Consider the following 18717-nt stretch of genomic DNA (forward strand, 5'->3'; position numbering starts at 1 on the left):
TTCGCTCCTCCGCGAACAACGCCACGGGGACCCCGACCCCTCGGAGGGCTGAGTCGTGAACATCCGCACCCTGATGGTGGCCAACCGCGGCGAGATCGCGCTGCGCGTCTTCCGCACCGCGGCCCGCCTCGGCATCCGCACGGTCGCGATCCACACCGACGCTGAGATGTCCGGTGGCGCTTCCGCGCCGCACGTCCTCGCCGCCGACGACGCGGTCCGGGTCGGCAGCTACCTCGACGTCGAGGAGGTCGTCGCGGCCGCGGTGCGGGTCGGCGCCGACGCGGTGCACCCCGGCTACGGCTTCCTGTCCGAGCGCTCGGCCTTCGCCGCCGCGCTGGAGGCGGCCGGCATCACCCTGGTCGGGCCGAGCGCCCAGGTCATGGAGCAGATGGGCCGCAAGGACCTCGCCCGCGACCTCGCGGTGACCGCCGGCGTGCCCGTCGTGCCGGCGTACGGCCTGGACGACGACCCGGCCGACCTCACCTACCCGGTGCTGGTCAAGGCCGCGGCCGGGGGCGGCGGCAAGGGCATGCGCGTGGTCCGCTCGGCCGCCGAGCTCCCCGAGGCCCGCGCGGCCGCCGCGCGCGAGGCGGCGAGCGCCTTCGGCGACGACACCCTGCTCGTGGAGCGGTACGTCGAGCGCGGCCGCCACATCGAGGTCCAGGTCCTCGGCGACACCCACGGCAACGTCGTCCACCTCTTCGAGCGCGACTGCTCCACCCAGCGCCGGCACCAGAAGGTGCTCGAGGAGGCGCCCGCCCCGACCATCGACGCGGGGCTGCGGCACCGGATCACCTCGGCGGCCGTCGCCCTGGCCGAGCAGGTCGGGTACGTCGGTGCGGGCACCGTGGAGTTCCTCCTCGACGCCGACACCGGCGAGTTCTACTTCCTGGAGATGAACACCCGGCTCCAGGTCGAGCACCCGGTCACCGAGGCGATCACCGGCGGGCTCGACCTGGTCGAGCTCCAGCTGCGCGTCGCCGCGGGCGAGCCGCTCGGGATCGCCCAGGACGAGCTGTGGATCACCGGCCACGCGATCGAGGCGCGGGTCTACGCCGAGGACGCCTTCGGCGGCTTCCTGCCCCAGGCCGGGCGCGCCGAGATCGTCCGCTGGCCGAGCGGGCCGGGCATCCGCGTCGACCACGCCCTCGAGGACGGCCAGGTCGTCTCCACCTCCTATGACCCCATGCTCGGCAAGGTCATCGCCCACGGCCCCGACCGCGAGTCCGCCCGACGGGCGCTGCTCCGCGCGCTCGACGAGACCGCGGTCACCGGCCTGACCACCAACACCGGCTTCCTGCGCGCGCTGGTCGCCGGCGAGGAGTTCCGCGACGCCACCATCGACACCGCCTGGCTGGACCGCCACGAGGTGCCGGCGCCCGGCCCGGACGAGGCCCGGCTCTTCGCCGCCTGGACCTCGGCGTTCCTCCTCGCCCCCGGGGTCGGCAGCGCGCCGCACCCCTTCCAGGCCGACGGCTGGCGGCTCTCCGGCCCGCCCGCGCCGGTCCTCGTCGAGCTCGACCGCCCGGTCGTGGTGACCGAGGCCCGCCTCGGGGTCCCCGGCACCGTCGACGGGGTCCCGGTCACCGCGGTCTCCGCGGCCCGCCACGTCGTCGTCCTCGAGATCGAGGGCCGCCGCCGCCGCGCGGTCGTCGACGCCCGCGCCCACACCGTCGAGGTGGTGCTCGACGGCCAGCGCCACGTCTTCACCAAGCCCGACGTGCTTGCCGACACCGGCCCCGCGGCCGGCGACGGCACCGTCGTCGCCCCGATGCCCGGCACGGTCCTCGACGTACGCGTCGAGGTCGGCCACCGGGTCGCGGCCGGGGACGTGCTCGGCGCGCTCGAGGCGATGAAGATGGAGTTCGCCCTCACCGCGCCGTACGACGGCACGGTCACCGCGGTCGAGGCCGTGACGGGCGCGCAGGTGGCGCTGGGGGCGCGCCTGTTCGAGGTGACGGGTACCGAGCAGGCATGAGCACCTCGTCCACCGGCCCCGGCCAGCTCCCCGCCGCCGTCACCGTCTACGAGGTCGGCCCCCGCGACGGGCTGCAGAACGAGGCGGCGCTGGTGCCCACCGAGGTCAAGGCGGCCTTCGTCGAGCGGCTCCTGGCCGCCGGCCTGCCCGTGGTGGAGGCGACCAGCTTCGTCCACCCCCGCTGGGTGCCGCAGCTCGCCGACGCCGCCGAGCTGCTCGGCCTGCTCGAGGAGCGGCTCGGCGACCGCGCCCGCGACCTGCCGGTGCTGGTCCCCAACGACCGCGGCCTGGACCGGGCCCTGGAGCTGGGCTGCCGCCACGTCGCGATCTTCGGCTCGGCCACCGAGACCTTCGCCCAGCGCAACCTCAACCGCTCCTTCGAGGAGCAGTTCGCGATGTTCGAGCCGACCGTGCGGCGCGCCCGCGACGCCGGCATGGAGGTCCGCGCCTACCTCTCGATGTGCTTCGGCGACCCGTGGGAGGGCGACGTCGCCGTCGACCGGGTCGTCGCGGCGGGCCGGCGGCTGCTCGACCTCGGCGCCGGGCAGCTCAGCCTCGGCGACACCATCGGGGTCGGCACGGCCGGCCGGGTCGGTGAGCTGGTGGCGGCGTTCGGCGCGGCCGGCGTCGGGCCCGAGCGGCTCGCGATGCACTTCCACGACACCTACGGCCAGGCGCTGGCCAACACCTACGCCGCGCTCCAGGCCGGCATCGCCACCTTCGACGCCAGCGCCGGCGGCCTGGGCGGCTGCCCGTACGCCGAGAGCGCCACCGGCAACCTGGCCACCGAGGACCTGCTGTGGATGCTGCGGGGGCTGGGCATCGAGACCGGCGTCGACCTGGACGCGGTCGTCGCCACCAGCGCCGAGATGGCGCGGCAGCTCGGGCGGCCCAGCCCGTCGGCGGTCGTGCGCGCCCTGGCAGGATCGGGGTCGTGAGCACCCGCCGCGTCTACCTCCACGTCGGGGCGCCGAAGACCGGCACCACCTACGTCCAGGACCGGCTGACCCTCAACGCCCGGACGCTGGCCAAGCACGGTGTCCACGTGCCGACCGGGTCGCCCCTGGTGACCCCGGCGCTCTTCCACTTCCGTGCCGCGCTCGACCTGCTCGACCAGGACTGGGGCGGCCCGCCCGGCCACGCCGAGGGCGCCTGGGACGCGCTGGTGCGCAAGGTCCGCCGTACCTCGGGCACCGTCGTGGTCAGCCACGAGATCCTCGCCCCCGCGAACCGGGCGCAGGTCGCCCGCGCCAAGCGCGACCTCGGCGGCCCCGGCACCGAGCTGCACGTCGTCTACAGCGCCCGCGACCTCGCCCGCCAGGTCCCGGCCGCGTGGCAGGAGAGCATCAAGCAGGGCCGCAAGTGGACCTACCGCCGCTTCCTCGCCCGCACCCGCGAGGGCCGGCCGTGGTTCTCCCGCGCCTTCGACCTGCCCACCGTGCTGGGCACCTGGGCCGCCGACCTGCCGCCCGAGCAGGTCCACCTGGTCACCGTGCCGCCGCGCCGGGTCGTCCGCGCGAGCAGCGACGAGCTGTGGCTGCGCTTCTGCCGGGCGCTGGGCATCGACCCGGCCTGGGCTCCGCGCGACAGCGACCGGACCAACCAGTCCCTCGGGATCACCGAGACCCAGGTGATCCGCCGGCTCAACCGGCGCATGGACCGCGCGACGCGGCGCGAGGCGGCCTACGACGAGCTGATCCGCGAGATGCTCGCCCAGGGCGAGCTCGTCGACCGGACCTCGGCGCCGGTCCGGCTGCCCCCCGAGATGTACCCCTGGGCCGAGGAGCAGGCGCAGCGCTGGATCGACTGGGCCGAGGGGTCGGGCATCGACGTGGTCGGCGACCTCGAGGAGCTGCGGCCCGGCCCGCCCCCGACCGAGCCGTGGCAGGACCCCGACCGGGTCCCGCCCAAGCAGCAGCTCGTCGTCGCCCTCGACGCCCTCGGCGCGATGACCCGCGAGGCCGCGCGCCGCAACGACCCCGAGCAGGCGCCGCTGCGCAAGGCCCGCGCTCAGCTCGACCGGCTGCGGCGGCAGTGACGTCCGGGACCTCGGGCGAGCGACGCGCCTGGGGGTGGGTCGCCTCCCTGCGCGAGGGCGGCACGACGCCGTGGGCGGCCTGGACCGGCGAGGCCGAGGCCCGCGGCCGGGTGCTCCCCGGCGCCCAGCAGCTGGAGCTGCTGCGCCGGGTCAACCTGGCCGGCCGCCCCACCCCCGAGCTGGTACGTCGCGTGCTGAGCGCGAGCGCGCCCGGTCGCGGCCGCCCCGACCTCGAGCTCGTCGGCGCCGTGGACCCCGGCCCGTTCGGCCCCCGGCCGGTCGACCCCGCCGACCTGCCCGACGACGAGCTGGTCCGCGTGGCCACCTCGGTGCTGGCCGACGACCTGGTGGCCACCGCGCTGCCGGACCTCCCGACCGCGCGGCGGCCCTGGCGCCGGCGCTTCCGCCTGGTCGGCGACCCCTGGCTGGCCGACGCGGCCCGCGCCGAGCTGCGCCGCCGCGGCCGCGCCCCCGGCGGCCGCGGCGCGCTCGCGCTGGTGCTGGCCACCGACCTCGCCACGATGCTCACCCACGCCTGGGCCCACCGGGTCCTCGGCGAGGGCGCGCCGCCGTGGCGCGACTGGCTCGGCGACGCCGTCGCGCGCGACCGGGTGCCGCCGCGGGTCGACGTGCTCGCCACGCTCCGCACGTGGGAGGAGCGGGGCGGGCGCGAGCGGGTCCGCCTGGTCCTCGACCCGGCCGCGCTGCCCCGGCTCACCGGCACCCGAACGCCGCTGGCCCCCGCGCCCGTGCTGCCCGCCGACGGTGTCGAGCTGGCGCGACGGACCGCCCCGGTGCTCGGCCTGCTCGTGCGGCCCGAGCGGCGCGCGCGGGTGCTCCGCGAGGTGCTCGTCCCGCGGCTGGTCGCCCTCGGCGGCCCGCCCCTCGTCGTACCTCCCGAGCACCGGGGGTGGGCGGACGAGCAGGCGGGGCGGGTGCACGCGGCCGTCCTCGCCGCTGGCTACCCTGTCGTCGGCGATCCCGGCCAGCTGCTGCCTCGGGAGGCCGCGGGGGCGCTGGAGCCGTCCGAGCACGGCGTGCTGGACCTCGCCGTGCGCCTGCTCCTCGCGGGCCCGGCCGAGACCCCGCTCGGGACCGCCAACGAGACCGCCACCACCACCGCCACCACGACCGAGACCGCCAGCGACGGGGGGAACGAGGACCGATGAGCGCCAAGGTGCTCCTCCACGTCGGCACCCCGAAGACCGGCACGTCCTACCTCCAGGACGTGCTGTTCCGCAACCAACGGGTGCTCGCCCAGCACGGCATCCTCTACCCCGCCGACCGCTTCGACGCCCACTTCCTGGCCGCGCTGGACCTGATGCGCCTGCCCTGGGGCGGCCTGGAGACCGAGGCCGTGGGGGCGTGGGACCGGCTCGCCGAGCGGGTGCGGGAGCACCGCGGCACCGCGATCATCAGCCACGAGATCCTCGCCACCGCGTCCCGCTCCCAGGTCGGGCGGGCGCTGGAGTCGCTCGGGCACGGCGCGGGCACCGAGGTCCACCTCGTGCTCTCGGTGCGCGACCTGGTCCGCCAGATCCCCGCGGAGTGGCAGGAGAACGTCAAGCACCGCAGCACCGTCAGCTACGCGGCGTTCCTCGACCAGGTCCGCGACCCCGCCCGGGAGAGCCGGATCGCCACGTGGTTCTGGGGCGTGCAGGAGATCCCCGACATCCTCGACCGCTGGGGCCACGACCTGCCCCCGGAGCAGGTGCACCTGGTGACGGTGCCGCCGCCGGGCGGCCCGCCGGAGCTGCTGTGGCAGCGGTTCAGCCGCACCTTCGGCCTCGACGACGTCGACCTCGACCTCCACGCGGAGCGCTCCAACCCCTCCCTGGGCGTCCCGGAGACCGCGCTGCTGCGGCGGATCAACCTGGCGGTCAACAAGGTCGTCGAGCCCGCCCAGTACCGCCCGCTGGTGCGCGAGCTGCTCGCCCACCAGACCCTCTCCCGGCGCACCCGCTCCCCGCGCCTGGCGCTCCCGCCCGACGTGCACCCCTGGGCCCAGCAGCTCGCGACCTCGTGGGCCGACGAGGTCTCCCGGCGCGGGTACGACGTCGTCGGCGACCTCCACGACCTGACCGGCGCCCCGCCGCTCTCGCGCTGGTCCGACCCCGACCGGCCCGCGGAGAAGCAGGTGGCCGGCGCCGCCGTCGAGGCGATCCGCGCGCTGCTGCTGGAGAACGTCCGCCTGCGCGAGGAGGAGGCGCGGCTGCACGGCGAGCTCGAGGAGAGCCGCCGGGCGCTGGAGCGCTCCTACCTGCGGCCCTCCTACCGGCTGCGCGAGAAGGTCGTCCGCCGCCTCCAGGGCGGCCGCGTCGGGCGCGGCGCGCTCGCGGTCTACCGCCGGGTGCGGGGCAGGAGCTCGCGGTCGGCGTAGCGGCCGACCCGCCAGGTGGCGTACCCGTCGGCGCCCATGCCGACGATCCCGCCGACCACCGGCACCCGCCGACCGACCGTGGTCGCGATCCGCTTGCCGGCGACCTTGGTGATCAGCTCCGAGGCGACCTCCGCGGAGACGATCGCGTCGAGGTCGGGGTCGTGCGCCGGCGCGGTGGCCAGCGCCATCGGCGGGGCCGGCAGCTTGCGCTTCTTGACCAGCTCGTCGACCTTGTCCTCGCCGAGCAGCGTCACCAGGACGGCATTGCGCACGCGCGGGTCCTCGAGGTCGTAGCCGCGCAGGTGGGCGATGCCGGCGATCATCCGGCACTGGATGAGCGCCTGGCCGGTGATGTTGGCCGGGATCGTCACCGCGGCGGTGACCAGCCCGCCGACGTTGGTGGTGAACCCGCTGGCGCCGGAGTACCGCACGTGGTTCTCGATCACCTCGTGCACGGCCCGGCCGACGTCGCCGCGCTGCTCGGAGAGCTGCTTCTCGGCCGCGGCGGCGGCCGCCGGGAGCGGCCCGACGCCCTGGATCGCGCGGTGCAGCGCCTCGCGGACGAACGAGGTGGTCAGGCCCGGCGCGAGCTGGGCGATCCGGGGGGCGAGCTGCCTGCCGAGGTGGCCGGTGACGCTGCGCTTGACGCTCATGGCGTCATCGTAGGGAGGGGTCGCTAACGTCGGCGCGTGCCCGAGCCCGCACGCCCGCCCGTCGAGCCCGTCGAGCCCCCGCCCTCCGCCTGGGCGTTCGGCGACCCGGCGCTGTACGACGCCGACGACGACCTGGTCGCGATCGGCGCCGACCTCGCGCCCGGGACGCTGCTCTCGGCCTACCGGAACGGGCTGTTCCCCATGCCCTCGGGCACGCCCGGGGACCCGGTGTACTGGTTCAGCCCGGTGCACCGCGGGGTGCTGCCGCTCGACGGGCTCGTGGTCTCCCGGTCGCTGCGCCGGGCCTGCCGCGACTACGAGATCCGGGTCGACACCGCCTTCGCCGAGGTCGTCGACGCCTGCGGCGATCCCACCCGGCCGCAGGGCTGGATCGATGCCGACATCCGGGCGGCGTACCTGCGCCTGCACGAGCTCGGCTGGGCGCACTCGGTCGAGGCGTGGCGCGACGGCGAGCTGCTCGGCGGGTTGTACGGCGTCGCGATCGGCGGGCTGTTCGCGGGGGAGTCGATGTTCCACCGGGCGCGGGACGCCTCCAAGGTCGCGCTCGTCGGGCTGGTCGAGCGGCTCCGCGACGACCACGCCGCCGACCGGCTGCTCGACGTGCAGTGGTCGACCCCGCACCTGGCCTCCCTCGGCGTGGTCGAGGTGCCCCGGGCGACGTACCTGGCCCGGCTGCGCCGCGCCCTGCGCCTGCCGCTGCCGGCGGGCCTGGCCCGGGGCGCGGTCCCGGGCGCGGTCCCGGGCGCCGACCCGGGCGCCGACCCGGGGCGGGCGATCGGCGAGGAGTGAAGCGTGCCAGGCTGGGCAGGGTGAGCCAGCGCCGTCAGGCCGACCGGCCCGCCGCCGCACCAGACACCGAACCCTGAGGACACCGATGCTTCTCTCCACGCTCACCCTGCGCCGCGCCGCCGCGACCTCCTCGCTGCTGCTGGTCGCCCCGTTCGCCGCCGCGTGCGGGGGTGACGACGACGCCAGCTCGGCCCCCGACGACGCCACCCCCGAGCAGTTCTGCGAGGCCTACAGCAGCATCTTCGACTCGCTGCTCTCCGCGCCGACGGACGCCAGCCAGGAGGAGCAGGAGAAGGCAGCCGTCGAGGCGCTCCAGGACTGGAGCGACCAGATGCGCGAGGTCGGCACCCCCGAGGAGCTGCCCGAGGACGCCCGCCGCGGCTTCGAGCTCGTGCTCGACGAGGCCTCCAGCATCGAGGACGTCAGCGACCTCGAGGACCTCCAGGACAGCCAGGACTACTCCGAGAGCGAGCAGGAGGACGCCACGGCGCTCAACACCTGGATCTCGGAGAACTGCGCGAACGCCATGCCGGGCATGCCGGGTGACGGGGAGAGCGCGGAGACCCCGGAGGTTCCCGAGGGCCAGGAGAGCTCGACGGAGTCGCCGGCTCCCTGATCGTCGGGCTGGTGCAGGAGTCCCCGGTTAACCGGGGACCCCTGCACACACCACGGCAGATTTGCCCCGATATGTGCAGGACTCCCCTGATAAGTCCGCGGCCCGCGGGCCTGCGGACGACCTGAGACGACCTCAGGCGACCTGGGGCGGCCGGCCGTTCTCGCTGACCATCGGCCGGCCGGCCGCCGCCCAGTCGAGCATCCCGCCGTCGAGGTTCACCACGTCGTGGCCCTGCTGGACGAGGTAGCCGACCGCCTGCGCGGATCGGCCGCCCACCCGGCACACCACCAGGACCTGGCCCTCCGGCACCTCGGCGCGGCGCTGGGGCAGCTCCATCAGCGGGATGTGCACCGCGCCCTCGATGTGCCCGTGCTCCCACTCGACCGGCTCGCGCACGTCGAGCACGCTCACGCCCTCCGGCAGGGGCTGCGGTACGCCGTCGATCGACACGGTCGGGATCGGGTTCATGGCTCCAGTGTGACCGGCGGACGGGCCGGCCCGGCAGGGCGGCCGCCGGCCACTGGCCGCCGCTACTTCAGCAGCTTCGACATCCGCCGGTCGGCGAGCGGCTTGCCGCCGGTCTGGCAGGTCGGGCAGTACTGCAGGCTGGAGTCGGCGAAGGACACCTCGCGGACCACGTCGCCGCAGACCGGGCACGGCTGGCCGGTGCGGCCGTGGACGGCCAGGTGCGACTTCTTCTCGCCCTTCAGCTCGCTGGCCGCCAGGCCCCGCGAGCGCTCGACCGCGTCGCCGACGGTGGTCCGCAACGCGTCGTACAGGGTCTGGAGCTCGTCGCCCTCGATCGAGCTCGCCGGCTTGTACGGCGACATCCGCGCCGCGTGCAGGATCTCGTCGGAGTAGGCGTTGCCGATGCCGGCGATCGTCCCCTGGTGGCGCAGCACGCCCTTGATCTGCTTGCGCCCCTCGCGCTGGAGGATCTCGCCGAGCCGCTCGACGGTGAAGTCGTCGGTGAGCGGGTCGGGCCCGAGCGAGGCGATGCCGGGTACGTCGAGCGGGTCGCGGACGACGTACATCGCCAGGCTCTTGCGGGTGCCGGCCTCGGTGACGTCGAGCCCCGAGCCGTCGTCGAGCACGATCCGGACCGCGAGCGTCGACTTGCTGCTCGGCTTCGGCGGGATCGCCGGCACCTCCTCGCGCCACCGGACCCAGCCGGCGCGCGCGAGGTGGAGCACCAGGTGCGTGCCGGAGCAGTCGAGGTCGAGGAACTTCCCGTGCCGCGTCACGTCGTCCACGAGGGTCCCCTCGAGCGCCGAGAGCGGCGGGTCGAAGGTCTTCAGCGCGCTGAACGCCGCGACGTGGACCGCCACGATCGCGCGCCCGTCGAGCCGGCCCTTGAGGTCGAGGGCCAGCGCTTCCACCTCGGGCAGCTCGGGCACGTCGCGAGTCTAGGCAGCGCGTCCAGGCCCCGTGCCCGAGAACGTGGGCGGGTTCAGGCGTCGTACTTCTCGCGGTGCTCCCCGCACCCCCGTGGGGCGACCCCGGTGACAAGCCGCCCCCGCGGGTGCACGATGGGCCGATGACCGCCGCGCGACCGCTCCCGGTCTCGGGCTCGATCCACCTCGACGCCCGGGGCGGCGCCCGCGCGCTGCGGGTCTCCTGGCACCACGAGTCCGGGCTGGTCGTGCTCTCGCTGTGGCGCGACGACACCTGCGCCGGCTCCTTCCGGCTCACCGTCGAGGAGGTCCCGGCCCTGATCGACGTGCTGCGCGGCGGGCTCGACGAGCAGTACGACCTGGCGGTCGGGGGAGCGCTACCTCCGTCGACACGCGTCTAGCGAATGCACTAGACGGGCAGATATCGCCGATACGGTCGCGGCATGGACCCGATCCGCAACCCGTACGCCCCCGGCGCCGGGCAGCGCCCGCCCGAGCTCGCCGGCCGCGACCGCGAGCTCGAGCAGTTCGAGATCACCCTCGAGCGGGTGGCGGCGGGTCGGCCGGAGCGGAGCATGGTGCTCTCCGGCCTGCGCGGGGTCGGCAAGACGGTCCTGCTCAACGCCCTGCGTGGCCAGGCCGTGCGCCGGGCCTGGGGGACCGGGAAGATCGAGGCCCGCCCCGAGCGGAGCCTGCGGGTCCCGGTCGCGCAGGCCGTCCACGCGGCCGTCCGCGAGGTGGCGCACCGGCACCGCGACCCCGACCGGGTCGACGAGGTCGCCGGCGTGCTCAAGTCCTACGCGCTGCGGACGACCCTGACCGACCGCAAGGGGCTCGGCTGGGTCCCGCCGCTGGACGTCCCGGCGACCAAGGGGCGCGCGGACTCCGGTGACCTCGAGCTCGACCTGCTCGAGCTGTTCACCGACGTGGCGAGCCTGGCCCGCGACCTCGGCGTCGGGATCGGGCTGTTCGTCGACGAGATGCAGGACATCGAGCCCTCCGAGCTCGCGGCGCTGTGCGGGGCCTGCCACGAGATCAGCCAGCAGGGCGCGCCGCTGGTCGTCGTCGGCGCCGGCCTGCCGCACCTCCCGGTCGCGCTCGCGGCCTCGAAGTCCTACGCCGAGCGGCTCTTCCGCTACGTCTCCGTCGACCGGCTGCCGCGCGAGATGGCCGACCGGGCCTGGCGGGTCCCGGCCGCGGAGGAGGGCGTCGACTTCGAGCCCGGCGCGCTCGACGAGCTCTACCGGCTCACCGACGGCTACCCCTACTTCGTGCAGGCCTACGGCAAGGTCGTCTGGGACGCCGCCGTCGGCTCGCCGATCACGGTCGCCGACGTCGCCGAGGCCGCACCGCTGGCGGAGGCCGAGCTCGCGATCGGGTTCTTCGGCGCCCGCTACGAGCGGGCCACCCCGGCCGAGCGCGACTACATGACCGCGATGGCCGACCTCGGCGCCGACGGCGACGGGCCGGTCGCCACCGCGGAGGTCGCCCGGCACCTCGACCGCAAGCCGCAGTCGCTCTCCCCGGCGCGCGACGGCCTGATCAAGAAGGGCCTGGTCTACTCGGGCGAACGCGGCTCGGTGGCCTTCACCGTCCCGCACTTCGGCAGGTTCCTTCGCGCTCGCTGACCCCCGTGGTGGAGCATGTCCCCGTGCCTCCCGACCCCGCCAGCGCGGCGAGCCGTCCCCAGGTCGTCGCCCACCGTGGGGCCAGCGACGAGCGCGCCGAGCACACGCTCGGGGCGTACGTCGCCGCGCTCGACGCCGGCGCCGACGCGCTGGAGTGCGACGTCCGGCTGACCGCCGACGGCCACCTGGTCTGCGTGCACGACCGGAACGTCCGCCGCACCGCGAGCCGGCGGGGGCTCGTGTCCACCATGGAGCTCGCGGAGCTGGCCGAGCTGGACTTCGCCTCGTGGAAGAACCCCTGGGCCGACCTCGACGACGAGGCGCCCGAGCGCGACGAGGAGCACCACCGCGTGCTGACGCTGCGCAAGCTGTGCGAGGTGGCCGCCGACTACGACCGCCGGATCGAGGTGGCGATCGAGACCAAGCACCCGACCCGGTACAGCGGCCTGGTCGAGAAGCGGGTCGTGGAGGTGCTGCGCGACTTCGGCTGGCACCGCGCCGGCACGCCGGCCCGGGTGATGAGCTTCAGCTTCACCGCGCTCCAGCGCATCGAGCGGCTCGCCCCCGAGGTCCCGCGGGTGATGCTGATGGAGCGCGCGCAGTACTGGCCCGCCCTGCGCCGGGTGATCGGTCGCGACTGGCTGGTCGGGCCCGGCGTCGAGGAGCTGGCCGACCACCCGTGGCTCGGCCCGCGGATCACCCGGGCTGGCCACGGCATGCACGTGTGGACCGTGAACACCCGCGAGCACCTCGACCTGTGCCTCGAGCTCGGCGTCCGTGCGGTCATCACCGACCGCCCGGCGTTCATCCTCGAGGAGCTCGGCGCCTAGTCTTCGAGGCATGGCGAAGAAGTCCCGCACCAAGTCCCGTACCGCGCAGCCGCTCGCCGAGGGCGAGGTCGGCCCGCGCCAGCCCTGCCCCTGCGGGTCGGGCAAGCGGTACAAGGCCTGCCACGGTGCGCCCGGCGGCGCCGCGCCCTACGTCGCGCGTCCCTTCGAGGGCCTGCCCTCGGAGTGCGACATCGTCGCGATGCGCGAGCTGGTGCCGGCCGCGACCGCCCCGCTGACCCTCAAGGACGACCCCGAGCGCCCCGTGCTGCTCGCCTCGCTGCTGCCGATGGCCGCGCCCGCGATGGCCCGCGAGAGCGGCCAGACCTGGCTCGGGCTGCAGGTCCAGCACTCCTTCGGCGACCCCTCCCGCGACCTCGCCGCCGCGCTCCAGGAGGCGCTCGCCGCCGAGAAGCCCGGGATCGTCGGCCTCGTCGAGCCCCCCGCGGAGGGCCCCCGCCTGCAGGACCTGATCACCGGCGACAAGCTTGAGGTGACCGTGCACGACGGCTTCGAGTTCTGGATCGCCGACCTCGAGGACACCACCGGGATGGAGGCCGCGCTCGAGCAGGCCAACAGCGCGGCCACCCCGACCGCCCGGCTGACCAGCGTCGAGGCGGCGTACTGGACCAACGTCGGCACCAAGGAGCACCTGCGCTGGGTCATGCCCGAGCCCGAGGACGACCTGCTCACCGCGCTGGCCCGGCTGCACGTGGCCGGCCGCGACGTGCTCGTGCCCGACTCCCGCTTCGTGGGCATGTTCCGCGCCCACGGCCTGCTCGCGCCGGTCTGGGACCTGCCGCTCGGCACCGGCGCCGAGGTGCTCGAGGAGCCGGCCGACCGGTTCGCCCAGGACCTCGCCGAGGCGCTGGCCGACACCTCCGACCTGACCTCCGAGCAGCGCGCGGCGCGGTCGGGCCTGGCGGGGCGTCAGGTCACCATCCGCTGACCCCGCCGCCTGGCACGGGTCACGACTAGCGCGACTCGACCACGGCGTTCAGCGCCTCGCGGAACGACGGCATCTCCTCGCACAGCCGCTCGACCGCCTCGGACGTGAGGTGGATGAGGTCGAGCGGGGTCAGCGCCACGATCGACGCGGTCCGCAGCGAGTGCCCGACGATCGCCTTCTCGCCCATGATGTCGCCCGGGCCGAGCTGGGCGATCTCCTCCTTGCCCCGGCGGACCGACACGCGGCCGTCGAGCAGGATGTAGGCCTTGTCGGCGGGGGTCCGCTCCGAGATGGGCGACCACCCCTCGGGCAGGTGGACCCGGGTGCCGGCGGCACTGATCCGGGCGACCTCCTGCGGGGTGAAGTTCTCGAAGAACGAGACGCTCATGTGCGTTCCTTCCTCACCGCGAACGGTGCGACAGCGGACCCTCCCCGCGCCAGATCCTCGCAGACCACCACCGAGGTGGGAAGGAGACGGGCACCACACCACCCCGCCCTGCGGCGCCCCGGTCAGGCGGGCAGCGGGTCCCGGGTGACCGGGCAGCTCATGCAGCGCGGCCCGCCCCGGCCCGAGCCGAGCTCGGAGCCCGCGATCCGGACGACCTCGATGCCGGCGGCCTCGAGCCGGTCGTTGGTCTCGACGTTGCGCTCGTAGGCCACCGCCACCCGCGGCGCCAGCGCCAGGGTGTTGTTGCCGTCGTCCCACTGCTCCCGCTCGGCGGTCACCGGGTCCAGGCCGGTGTCGATCTGGTGCAGCGTGTCGATCCCCATCGCCTTCGCGGCCGCGACCAGGAACGGCTCGGCCTCGGCGACGTGCAGGGTCAGCTCGCCGGCCTCCGCCCGCTCCGAGGCGGGTACGCCGCCGGCCGGGTCGGCCAGCGTGACGGCGTGGGCCCGGAGGGAGTCGGCGACGTTCGGGTACATCACGATCTTGTCGACGTCGACCATCGTGCAGACCGTGTCGAGGTGCATGGTCGCCCGCTCCTGGGCGATCGGGACGGCCAGCACCGTGTGGGCGAGGTCGGCCTGGAAGACCTGCCGGGCCAGCCGCTCGACGCCGGCCGGGGTGGTCCGCTCGCCGACGCCGACCGCGATGACGCCCGGCGCGAGCAGCAGCACGTCGCCGCCCTCGACGTACTCGCTGTGCCAGCCGTGGATGCGGCCGGTGCCGCGGAAGCGGGGGTGCTCGGTGTAGATCAGCTCGGTCAGCTGGGTCTCGCGCTTGCGAGCCGGCATCGAGAGCGAGGTGACCGCGACCCGGTCGCGCACCCACACGCTGGAGTCGCGGGTGAACAGCAGGTTGGGGAGCGGGTCGACGAGGAAGTCGTCGCTGGCCAGCAGCGAGGTGACCAGCCCGAAGCCGCCGCGGACCTCGTCGTTGCGGATGCCGGCGGTGAGGTACTCGGTCAGCTCGGCGGGCGAGGCCTCGCGGAGGAACCGCGCCAGGTAGGCCCGCATCGTGTCGCCGAGGTGCAGCCCGGACAGCGCCGCGGTGATGGCGTGGTGGCGGGCCGACTCCAGCTCGAGGGTCTCGGTCAGCAGCTCGGTCAGGTAGAGCACCTCGACCTCGCGCGCCCGCAGCGCCTCGGCGAAGGCGTCGTGCTCCTCCTGGGCGCGGGCGACCCACGGGATCCCGTCGAAGAGCAGCTTGTCGTTGTTGCGCGGGGTCAGCCGCTTGAGCTCGGGCCCGGGTCGGTGCAGGACGACGGTCCGCAGCCGGCCGACCTCGCTGTCCGCGCCGTGGGGGCCGGGGGTGCTCTCGGGCGCGGTCATGTCCAGGACTGTAGGGGGCCGGCGGTGGTCAGCCGAGCAGCTCCCAGATCAGGAACGCCTCCAGGACCAGGCACACCGCGGCGCCGGCGTAGAAGAGCACGTGCATCGGCAGCCAGCGCATCAGGGTGCGGCCGGCGAGCACGGCCAGGCCGCTCACGGCGAGCAGCGCGCCGAGCGCGCCGAGGAAGACCTCGAACGGCGCGTCGTACCGCGCCACCAGCGAGATGGTGAGCAGCTGGCTCAGGTCGCCCCACTCCGCGGCCAGCAGCACCAGGAACGAGGCGAGCACCGCCCGCCAGCCGGTGGCCGGCTTCGCCTTCTCGGCGAACTCCTGGCCCTCGTCGGCCGCCGCGTCACGCTGGTGGGCGCGCGCCTCGCGCAGCAGCACGAACGCGCCGATGAGGAACAGCACGGCCGCCGCGATCTTGACGACCTCCTCGGGCAGGAAGGAGGCCGCGTGGCCCAGCAGCACCGCGATCGTGGTCTGCACCGCGAAGGCCAGGCCGACCCCGAGCCACACCAGCAGCGGGCGGTAGCGGGTGGAGAGGACGAGCGTGGCCAGGAAGGTCTTGTCCGGCAGCTCGACGAGGAAGATCGTGCCGAAGGCGATCGCCGCGACGGCGAGGTCCATGGGGTGCTGCTTTCTCGCGGGAGGGGGCGACGGTGAAGCGTAGGTCGCCGGCCCGCCGCTCGCGCAGCGGGTACCTCAGGCGCGGAACGGGTCGGCGGGGTAGACGCCGAGCACCTTGATGTCGGTGGTGAAGAAGGCCAGCTCCTCCAGGGCGCGGGCCAGGGCGGGGTCCTCGGGGTGGCCGTCGACCTCGCAGAGGAACTGGGTGGCGGTGAACTCCCCGCCGACCATGTAGCTCTCCAGCTTGGTCAGGTTCACGCCGTTGGTCGCGAACCCGCCGAGCGCCTTGTAGAGCGCGGCGGGCAGGTTGCGGACGTTGAAGATGAAGCTGGTGACCACCGGGCCGGCCCCGCGCTCGGCCTGGATGAGCTCGGGGGAGAGCACGACGAAGCGGGTGGTGTTGTGGTCCTCGTCCTCGACGTCCTCGGCCAGCACCTCCAGCCCGTAGATCTCGGCGGCCAGCGGCGGGGAGATCGCCGCCTGGGTCGGGTCGGCGGCCTCGGCCACCTCGCGCGCGGCGCCGGCGGTGTCGCCGGAGATGACGGGGGTCAGCCCGTGCTCGCGGATGATCTTGCGGCACTGGCCGAGCGCGTGGACGTGGCTGTGGACGGTCCGGATCGTGTCCAGCGAGGCGCCCGGCACCCCCATCAGGTGGAACCGGATGCGCAGGAAGTGCTCGCCGATGATGTGCAGGCCCGAGCCGGGCAGGAAGTGGTGGATGTCGGCCACCCGGCCGGCGATGGAGTTGTCGATCGGGATCATCGCCAGGTCGGCGCTGGGTTCGATCCCGGGGCCGGGCTCGACGGCGGCGAAGACGTCCTCGAAGGACGCGCATGGCACGGCCTCCCAGTCGGGGTAGTGCTGGGCGCACACGATGTGGGAGTTGGCTCCTGGTTCGCCCTGGTAGGCGATGCGTCGGGCGTCGGGCACGGCCGCAGTCTAGGGTCGGCGCCGTGGTCGTCCTCGTGGTGCTCTCCCTGCTGGTCGCCCTCCTCGCCGTGGCCTTCGCGGTCCTCGCGCTGCGGCGTACGGCCTCCGGTCCTCGGACCGCGCCGGTCGACGCGCTCCCCGAGGACGTGCACGGCCTGCGTCAGGAGGTCGCCGCGCTGCGCGCCGAGACCCGCGACGCGCTGCGGCACCTCGCGGTCGTGCGGTACGACGCGTTCGGCGACATGGGCGGGCACCTGTCCTGGTCGCTGGCGCTGGTCGACGACGGCGGCAACGGCGTGGTGCTCACCTCGATCCACGGCCGCAGCGACTCGCGCACCTACGCCAAGACGGTCGCGGGCTGGACCTGCGAGCAGCAGCTCTCCCCCGAGGAGGAGGAGGCGATCTCCGCCGCCCGCCCCTGAGCAGCCCCTGACCAGCCCTGACCAGCCCTGACCGGCTGCCGAGCAGCGGTCAGCGGGGGACGCGCACGAGCAGGCGTCCGTGGATGCACTCCATGCTCAGCTCGCGGCCGGGGCCGATGGAGTCGCCGTCGAGCTGGCGCGGGGTGTCCTTCTCGGCGCGCACCACGACCGAGGCGCCGGTCTTGCGGTCGACGAGCTCGTCGGTGTGCGGCCGCTTGAGCATGACCCGCCAGGCGAGCGGGACCCAGGCGAAGAAGTTGCCCGGGTGCAGGATCACCACGTCGAGCTGGCCGTCGTCGATGGCGGCGTCGGGCAGCAGCGGCATGCCGGCCTGGAGGAACCCGACGTTGCCGACCACCACGGTGCGGGCGCGGTGCTTGGTGAACTCGCCGCCGTCGACGGAGATCTCCACCTTCACGGCCGGGAACATCAGCGACTTCAGCCCGGAGACGACGTAGGCGACCCAGCCGACCTTCTTCTTCAGCTCCTCGTTGACGCCCTCCATGATCGCGGCGTCGAAGCCCATGCCGGCCATCACCATGAAGTGGGTGTCCGGCTCCACGCCGTCGCCCTCGACGCGCACCAGGTCGATCGCACGGTCCTGCCCGTTGAGCCCGATGTCGATGGCCGAGCGGAGGTAGAGCGGGATGCCGAGGTTGCGGGCCAGCAGGTTGCCGGTGCCGGCCGGGATGATGCCGACGGGGATGCCGGTGCCGGCGAGCTCGGCGCACACCTCGCGCACCGTGCCGTCGCCGCCGCAGACGAGGACCAGGTCGGACCCCTCGACCGCGGCCTGCTCGGCCATCCCGCCGCCGGGGTCCTCGACGGTCGTGTAGTGCCACCGCGGCTCGGACCAGCCGGCGTCGCGGGCCATCGCGGTGACCGTGGCGCGGAAGTCGTCGAGGTCCTCGACCTTGATCGGGTTGACCACGACCGCGAGCCGGTGCTGGGACTCGAAGACCTCGGGCAGCGGCTCGGAGCGGCCCGCGATGCTGCGCGGCAGCGGGTTGAGCACCGCGAGCCCGAGCAGCACCATGCCGGCGCCGAGCAGCACCCCGCCGATCACGTCGGAGGGGAAGTGCCGGCCCAGCAGCACCCGGTCCAGGCAGACCACGACGACCAGCACCACGATGCCGACGTACGCCGGCCGGCGGGCGCTCGAGCGGCGCACCAGCATCGCGACCAGCACGACGAGCACGCCGCCGAAGGCCGCCACCGAGGACGCGTGGCCGGAGGGGAAGGACTTGGTGCTCAGCAGCGCCTCGCCCAGCTGCCACTCCGGCCGGTCCCGGGCGGTCCACAGCTTGATCCCGGTGGTCGCCAACGACGTGGCGACCATGACGGCCACGACGTACGCCGCCGCGCGGACGTGCTTCTTGGAGAACATCGCCGCCGCGACCACGATCGTCAGGATCGTCATCCCGATCGTCGAGAACGCGACCTCGATCCAGCGCAGCGGGCCGGACAGCCAGTCGACGTCGACCGCCCACTGCTGGGCGGGGTCGCCGCGCTCGTCGAAGGCGGCGAGCGGGCCCCAGCCCTGCACGACCCCGATGCCGAGCAGCGCCAGGAGCACGAAGAAGGCGGCGGCCCAGGTCAGGGGGGCGACGCGGGGGCGGTCCAGCACCTCGACAGTATGACCCGCCGGTAGCACGTGCCCGGAACTCGCGTGAGGCGCCCCGAGCCCG

General features: G+C 74.6%; 20 protein-coding genes. 12 read left to right on the forward strand and 8 right to left on the reverse strand.

The window, feature by feature from the left end; translation table 11 throughout:
• The first annotated feature begins 55 nt into the window (after positions 1–55).
• Genes HPC71_RS00390 through HPC71_RS00410 form a run of 5 tightly spaced genes read left to right on the forward strand, consistent with a single transcriptional unit; the run spans position 56 to position 6396 of the window.
• The gene (locus HPC71_RS00390) at positions 56–1978 is read left to right on the forward strand and encodes an acetyl/propionyl/methylcrotonyl-CoA carboxylase subunit alpha (protein WP_253943838.1); all 1923 of its coding nucleotides are present in this window, start codon (positions 56–58) and stop codon (positions 1976–1978) included.
• Positions 1975–2916 carry a hydroxymethylglutaryl-CoA lyase gene (locus HPC71_RS00395; protein WP_154615964.1) on the forward strand — a complete coding sequence of 314 codons (942 nt, stop codon included), beginning with the start codon at positions 1975–1977 and terminating at the stop codon, positions 2914–2916. Before HPC71_RS00390 ends, HPC71_RS00395 begins: the two co-directional genes overlap by 4 nt.
• Positions 2913–4016: a hypothetical protein gene (locus tag HPC71_RS00400; protein ID WP_171895928.1), complete on the forward strand. Its 1104-nt coding sequence runs from the start codon at positions 2913–2915 to the stop codon at positions 4014–4016. The genes HPC71_RS00395 and HPC71_RS00400 overlap by 4 nt, the downstream gene beginning before the upstream one ends.
• A complete protein-coding gene (locus tag HPC71_RS00405) occupies positions 4013–5185 on the forward strand; it encodes a hypothetical protein (RefSeq protein ID WP_154615962.1) in 1173 nt (390 codons plus the stop codon). Before HPC71_RS00400 ends, HPC71_RS00405 begins: the two co-directional genes overlap by 4 nt.
• Positions 5182–6396 carry a hypothetical protein gene (locus tag HPC71_RS00410; protein ID WP_154615960.1) on the forward strand — a complete coding sequence of 405 codons (1215 nt, stop codon included), beginning with the start codon at positions 5182–5184 and terminating at the stop codon, positions 6394–6396. The genes HPC71_RS00405 and HPC71_RS00410 overlap by 4 nt, the downstream gene beginning before the upstream one ends.
• Here the strand turns inward: HPC71_RS00410 and HPC71_RS00415 are convergent.
• The gene (locus HPC71_RS00415) at positions 6357–7049 is read right to left on the reverse strand and encodes an EcsC family protein (protein ID WP_154615958.1); all 693 of its coding nucleotides are present in this window, start codon (positions 7047–7049) and stop codon (positions 6357–6359) included. The two genes, HPC71_RS00410 and HPC71_RS00415, sit on opposite strands and share 40 nt — an antisense overlap.
• 36 nt (positions 7050–7085) lie before the next feature.
• Between HPC71_RS00415 and aat the strand changes: the two genes are divergently transcribed.
• Both aat and HPC71_RS00425 read left to right on the forward strand, forming a co-directional pair.
• The gene (aat, locus tag HPC71_RS00420; protein ID WP_171895929.1) at positions 7086–7859 is read left to right on the forward strand and encodes a leucyl/phenylalanyl-tRNA--protein transferase; all 774 of its coding nucleotides are present in this window, start codon (positions 7086–7088) and stop codon (positions 7857–7859) included.
• Positions 7860–7944: 85 nt separating this feature from the next.
• The gene (locus HPC71_RS00425) at positions 7945–8475 is read left to right on the forward strand and encodes a hypothetical protein (protein WP_154615956.1); all 531 of its coding nucleotides are present in this window, start codon (positions 7945–7947) and stop codon (positions 8473–8475) included.
• A 132-nt stretch (positions 8476–8607) separates the two neighbouring features.
• Here the strand turns inward: HPC71_RS00425 and HPC71_RS00430 are convergent, their stop codons facing one another.
• Together HPC71_RS00430 and HPC71_RS00435 are read right to left on the reverse strand one after the other, a co-directional pair.
• The gene (locus HPC71_RS00430; RefSeq protein ID WP_154615954.1) at positions 8608–8943 is read right to left on the reverse strand and encodes a rhodanese-like domain-containing protein; all 336 of its coding nucleotides are present in this window, start codon (positions 8941–8943) and stop codon (positions 8608–8610) included.
• Positions 8944–9005: 62 nt separating this feature from the next.
• Positions 9006–9872 carry an Fpg/Nei family DNA glycosylase gene (locus HPC71_RS00435; protein ID WP_171895930.1) on the reverse strand — a complete coding sequence of 289 codons (867 nt, stop codon included), beginning with the start codon at positions 9870–9872 and terminating at the stop codon, positions 9006–9008.
• A gap of 140 nt (positions 9873–10012) precedes the next feature.
• On the opposite strand from HPC71_RS00435, the gene HPC71_RS00440 reads away from it, so the two are divergent.
• Genes HPC71_RS00440 through HPC71_RS00455 form a run of 4 tightly spaced genes read left to right on the forward strand, consistent with a single transcriptional unit; the run spans position 10013 to position 13273 of the window.
• Entirely contained in the window at positions 10013–10270 is a 258-nt protein-coding gene (locus tag HPC71_RS00440; protein ID WP_154615952.1) for a hypothetical protein, read from the forward strand.
• Positions 10271–10312: 42 nt separating this feature from the next.
• Positions 10313–11497 carry an ATP-binding protein gene (locus HPC71_RS00445; RefSeq protein ID WP_154615950.1) on the forward strand — a complete coding sequence of 395 codons (1185 nt, stop codon included), beginning with the start codon at positions 10313–10315 and terminating at the stop codon, positions 11495–11497.
• Between the two features lie 23 nt (positions 11498–11520).
• A complete protein-coding gene (locus tag HPC71_RS00450) occupies positions 11521–12327 on the forward strand; it encodes a glycerophosphodiester phosphodiesterase family protein (protein WP_171895931.1) in 807 nt (268 codons plus the stop codon).
• Between the two features lie 10 nt (positions 12328–12337).
• Positions 12338–13273 carry a DUF5926 family protein gene (locus tag HPC71_RS00455; RefSeq protein WP_154615948.1) on the forward strand — a complete coding sequence of 312 codons (936 nt, stop codon included), beginning with the start codon at positions 12338–12340 and terminating at the stop codon, positions 13271–13273.
• Positions 13274–13298: 25 nt separating this feature from the next.
• On the opposite strand, the gene HPC71_RS00460 is transcribed toward HPC71_RS00455, so the two are convergent.
• From HPC71_RS00460 to HPC71_RS00475, 4 genes are all read right to left on the reverse strand, one after another.
• A complete protein-coding gene (locus HPC71_RS00460) occupies positions 13299–13661 on the reverse strand; it encodes a Crp/Fnr family transcriptional regulator (protein ID WP_154615946.1) in 363 nt (120 codons plus the stop codon).
• A gap of 122 nt (positions 13662–13783) precedes the next feature.
• Positions 13784–15046, reverse strand: coding sequence for an arginine deiminase (locus HPC71_RS00465; protein ID WP_154615944.1), 1263 nt, complete (start codon positions 15044–15046; stop codon positions 13784–13786).
• A 28-nt stretch (positions 15047–15074) separates the two neighbouring features.
• Positions 15075–15677, reverse strand: coding sequence for a TMEM165/GDT1 family protein (locus HPC71_RS00470; RefSeq protein WP_154615942.1), 603 nt, complete (start codon positions 15675–15677; stop codon positions 15075–15077).
• Between the two features lie 75 nt (positions 15678–15752).
• A complete protein-coding gene (locus HPC71_RS00475) occupies positions 15753–16607 on the reverse strand; it encodes a prephenate dehydratase (protein WP_171895932.1) in 855 nt (284 codons plus the stop codon).
• 23 nt (positions 16608–16630) lie between these two features.
• On the opposite strand from HPC71_RS00475, the gene HPC71_RS00480 reads away from it, so the two are divergent.
• Positions 16631–17029, forward strand: a complete 399-nt coding sequence (locus tag HPC71_RS00480) for a DUF4446 family protein (RefSeq protein ID WP_187811256.1) — start codon at positions 16631–16633, stop codon at positions 17027–17029.
• Between the two features lie 49 nt (positions 17030–17078).
• Here the strand turns inward: HPC71_RS00480 and HPC71_RS00485 are convergent, their stop codons facing one another.
• On the reverse strand, positions 17079–18656 hold the full coding sequence (locus HPC71_RS00485) for a bifunctional phosphatase PAP2/diacylglycerol kinase family protein (RefSeq protein WP_253943839.1): 1578 nt from the start codon (positions 18654–18656) through the stop codon (positions 17079–17081).
• Positions 18657–18717 lie beyond the last annotated feature (61 nt).

Origin of the sequence: Nocardioides marmotae, from assembly GCF_013177455.1 — a bacterium.
Taxonomy (GTDB): Bacteria; Actinomycetota; Actinomycetes; order Propionibacteriales; family Nocardioidaceae; genus Nocardioides; species Nocardioides marmotae.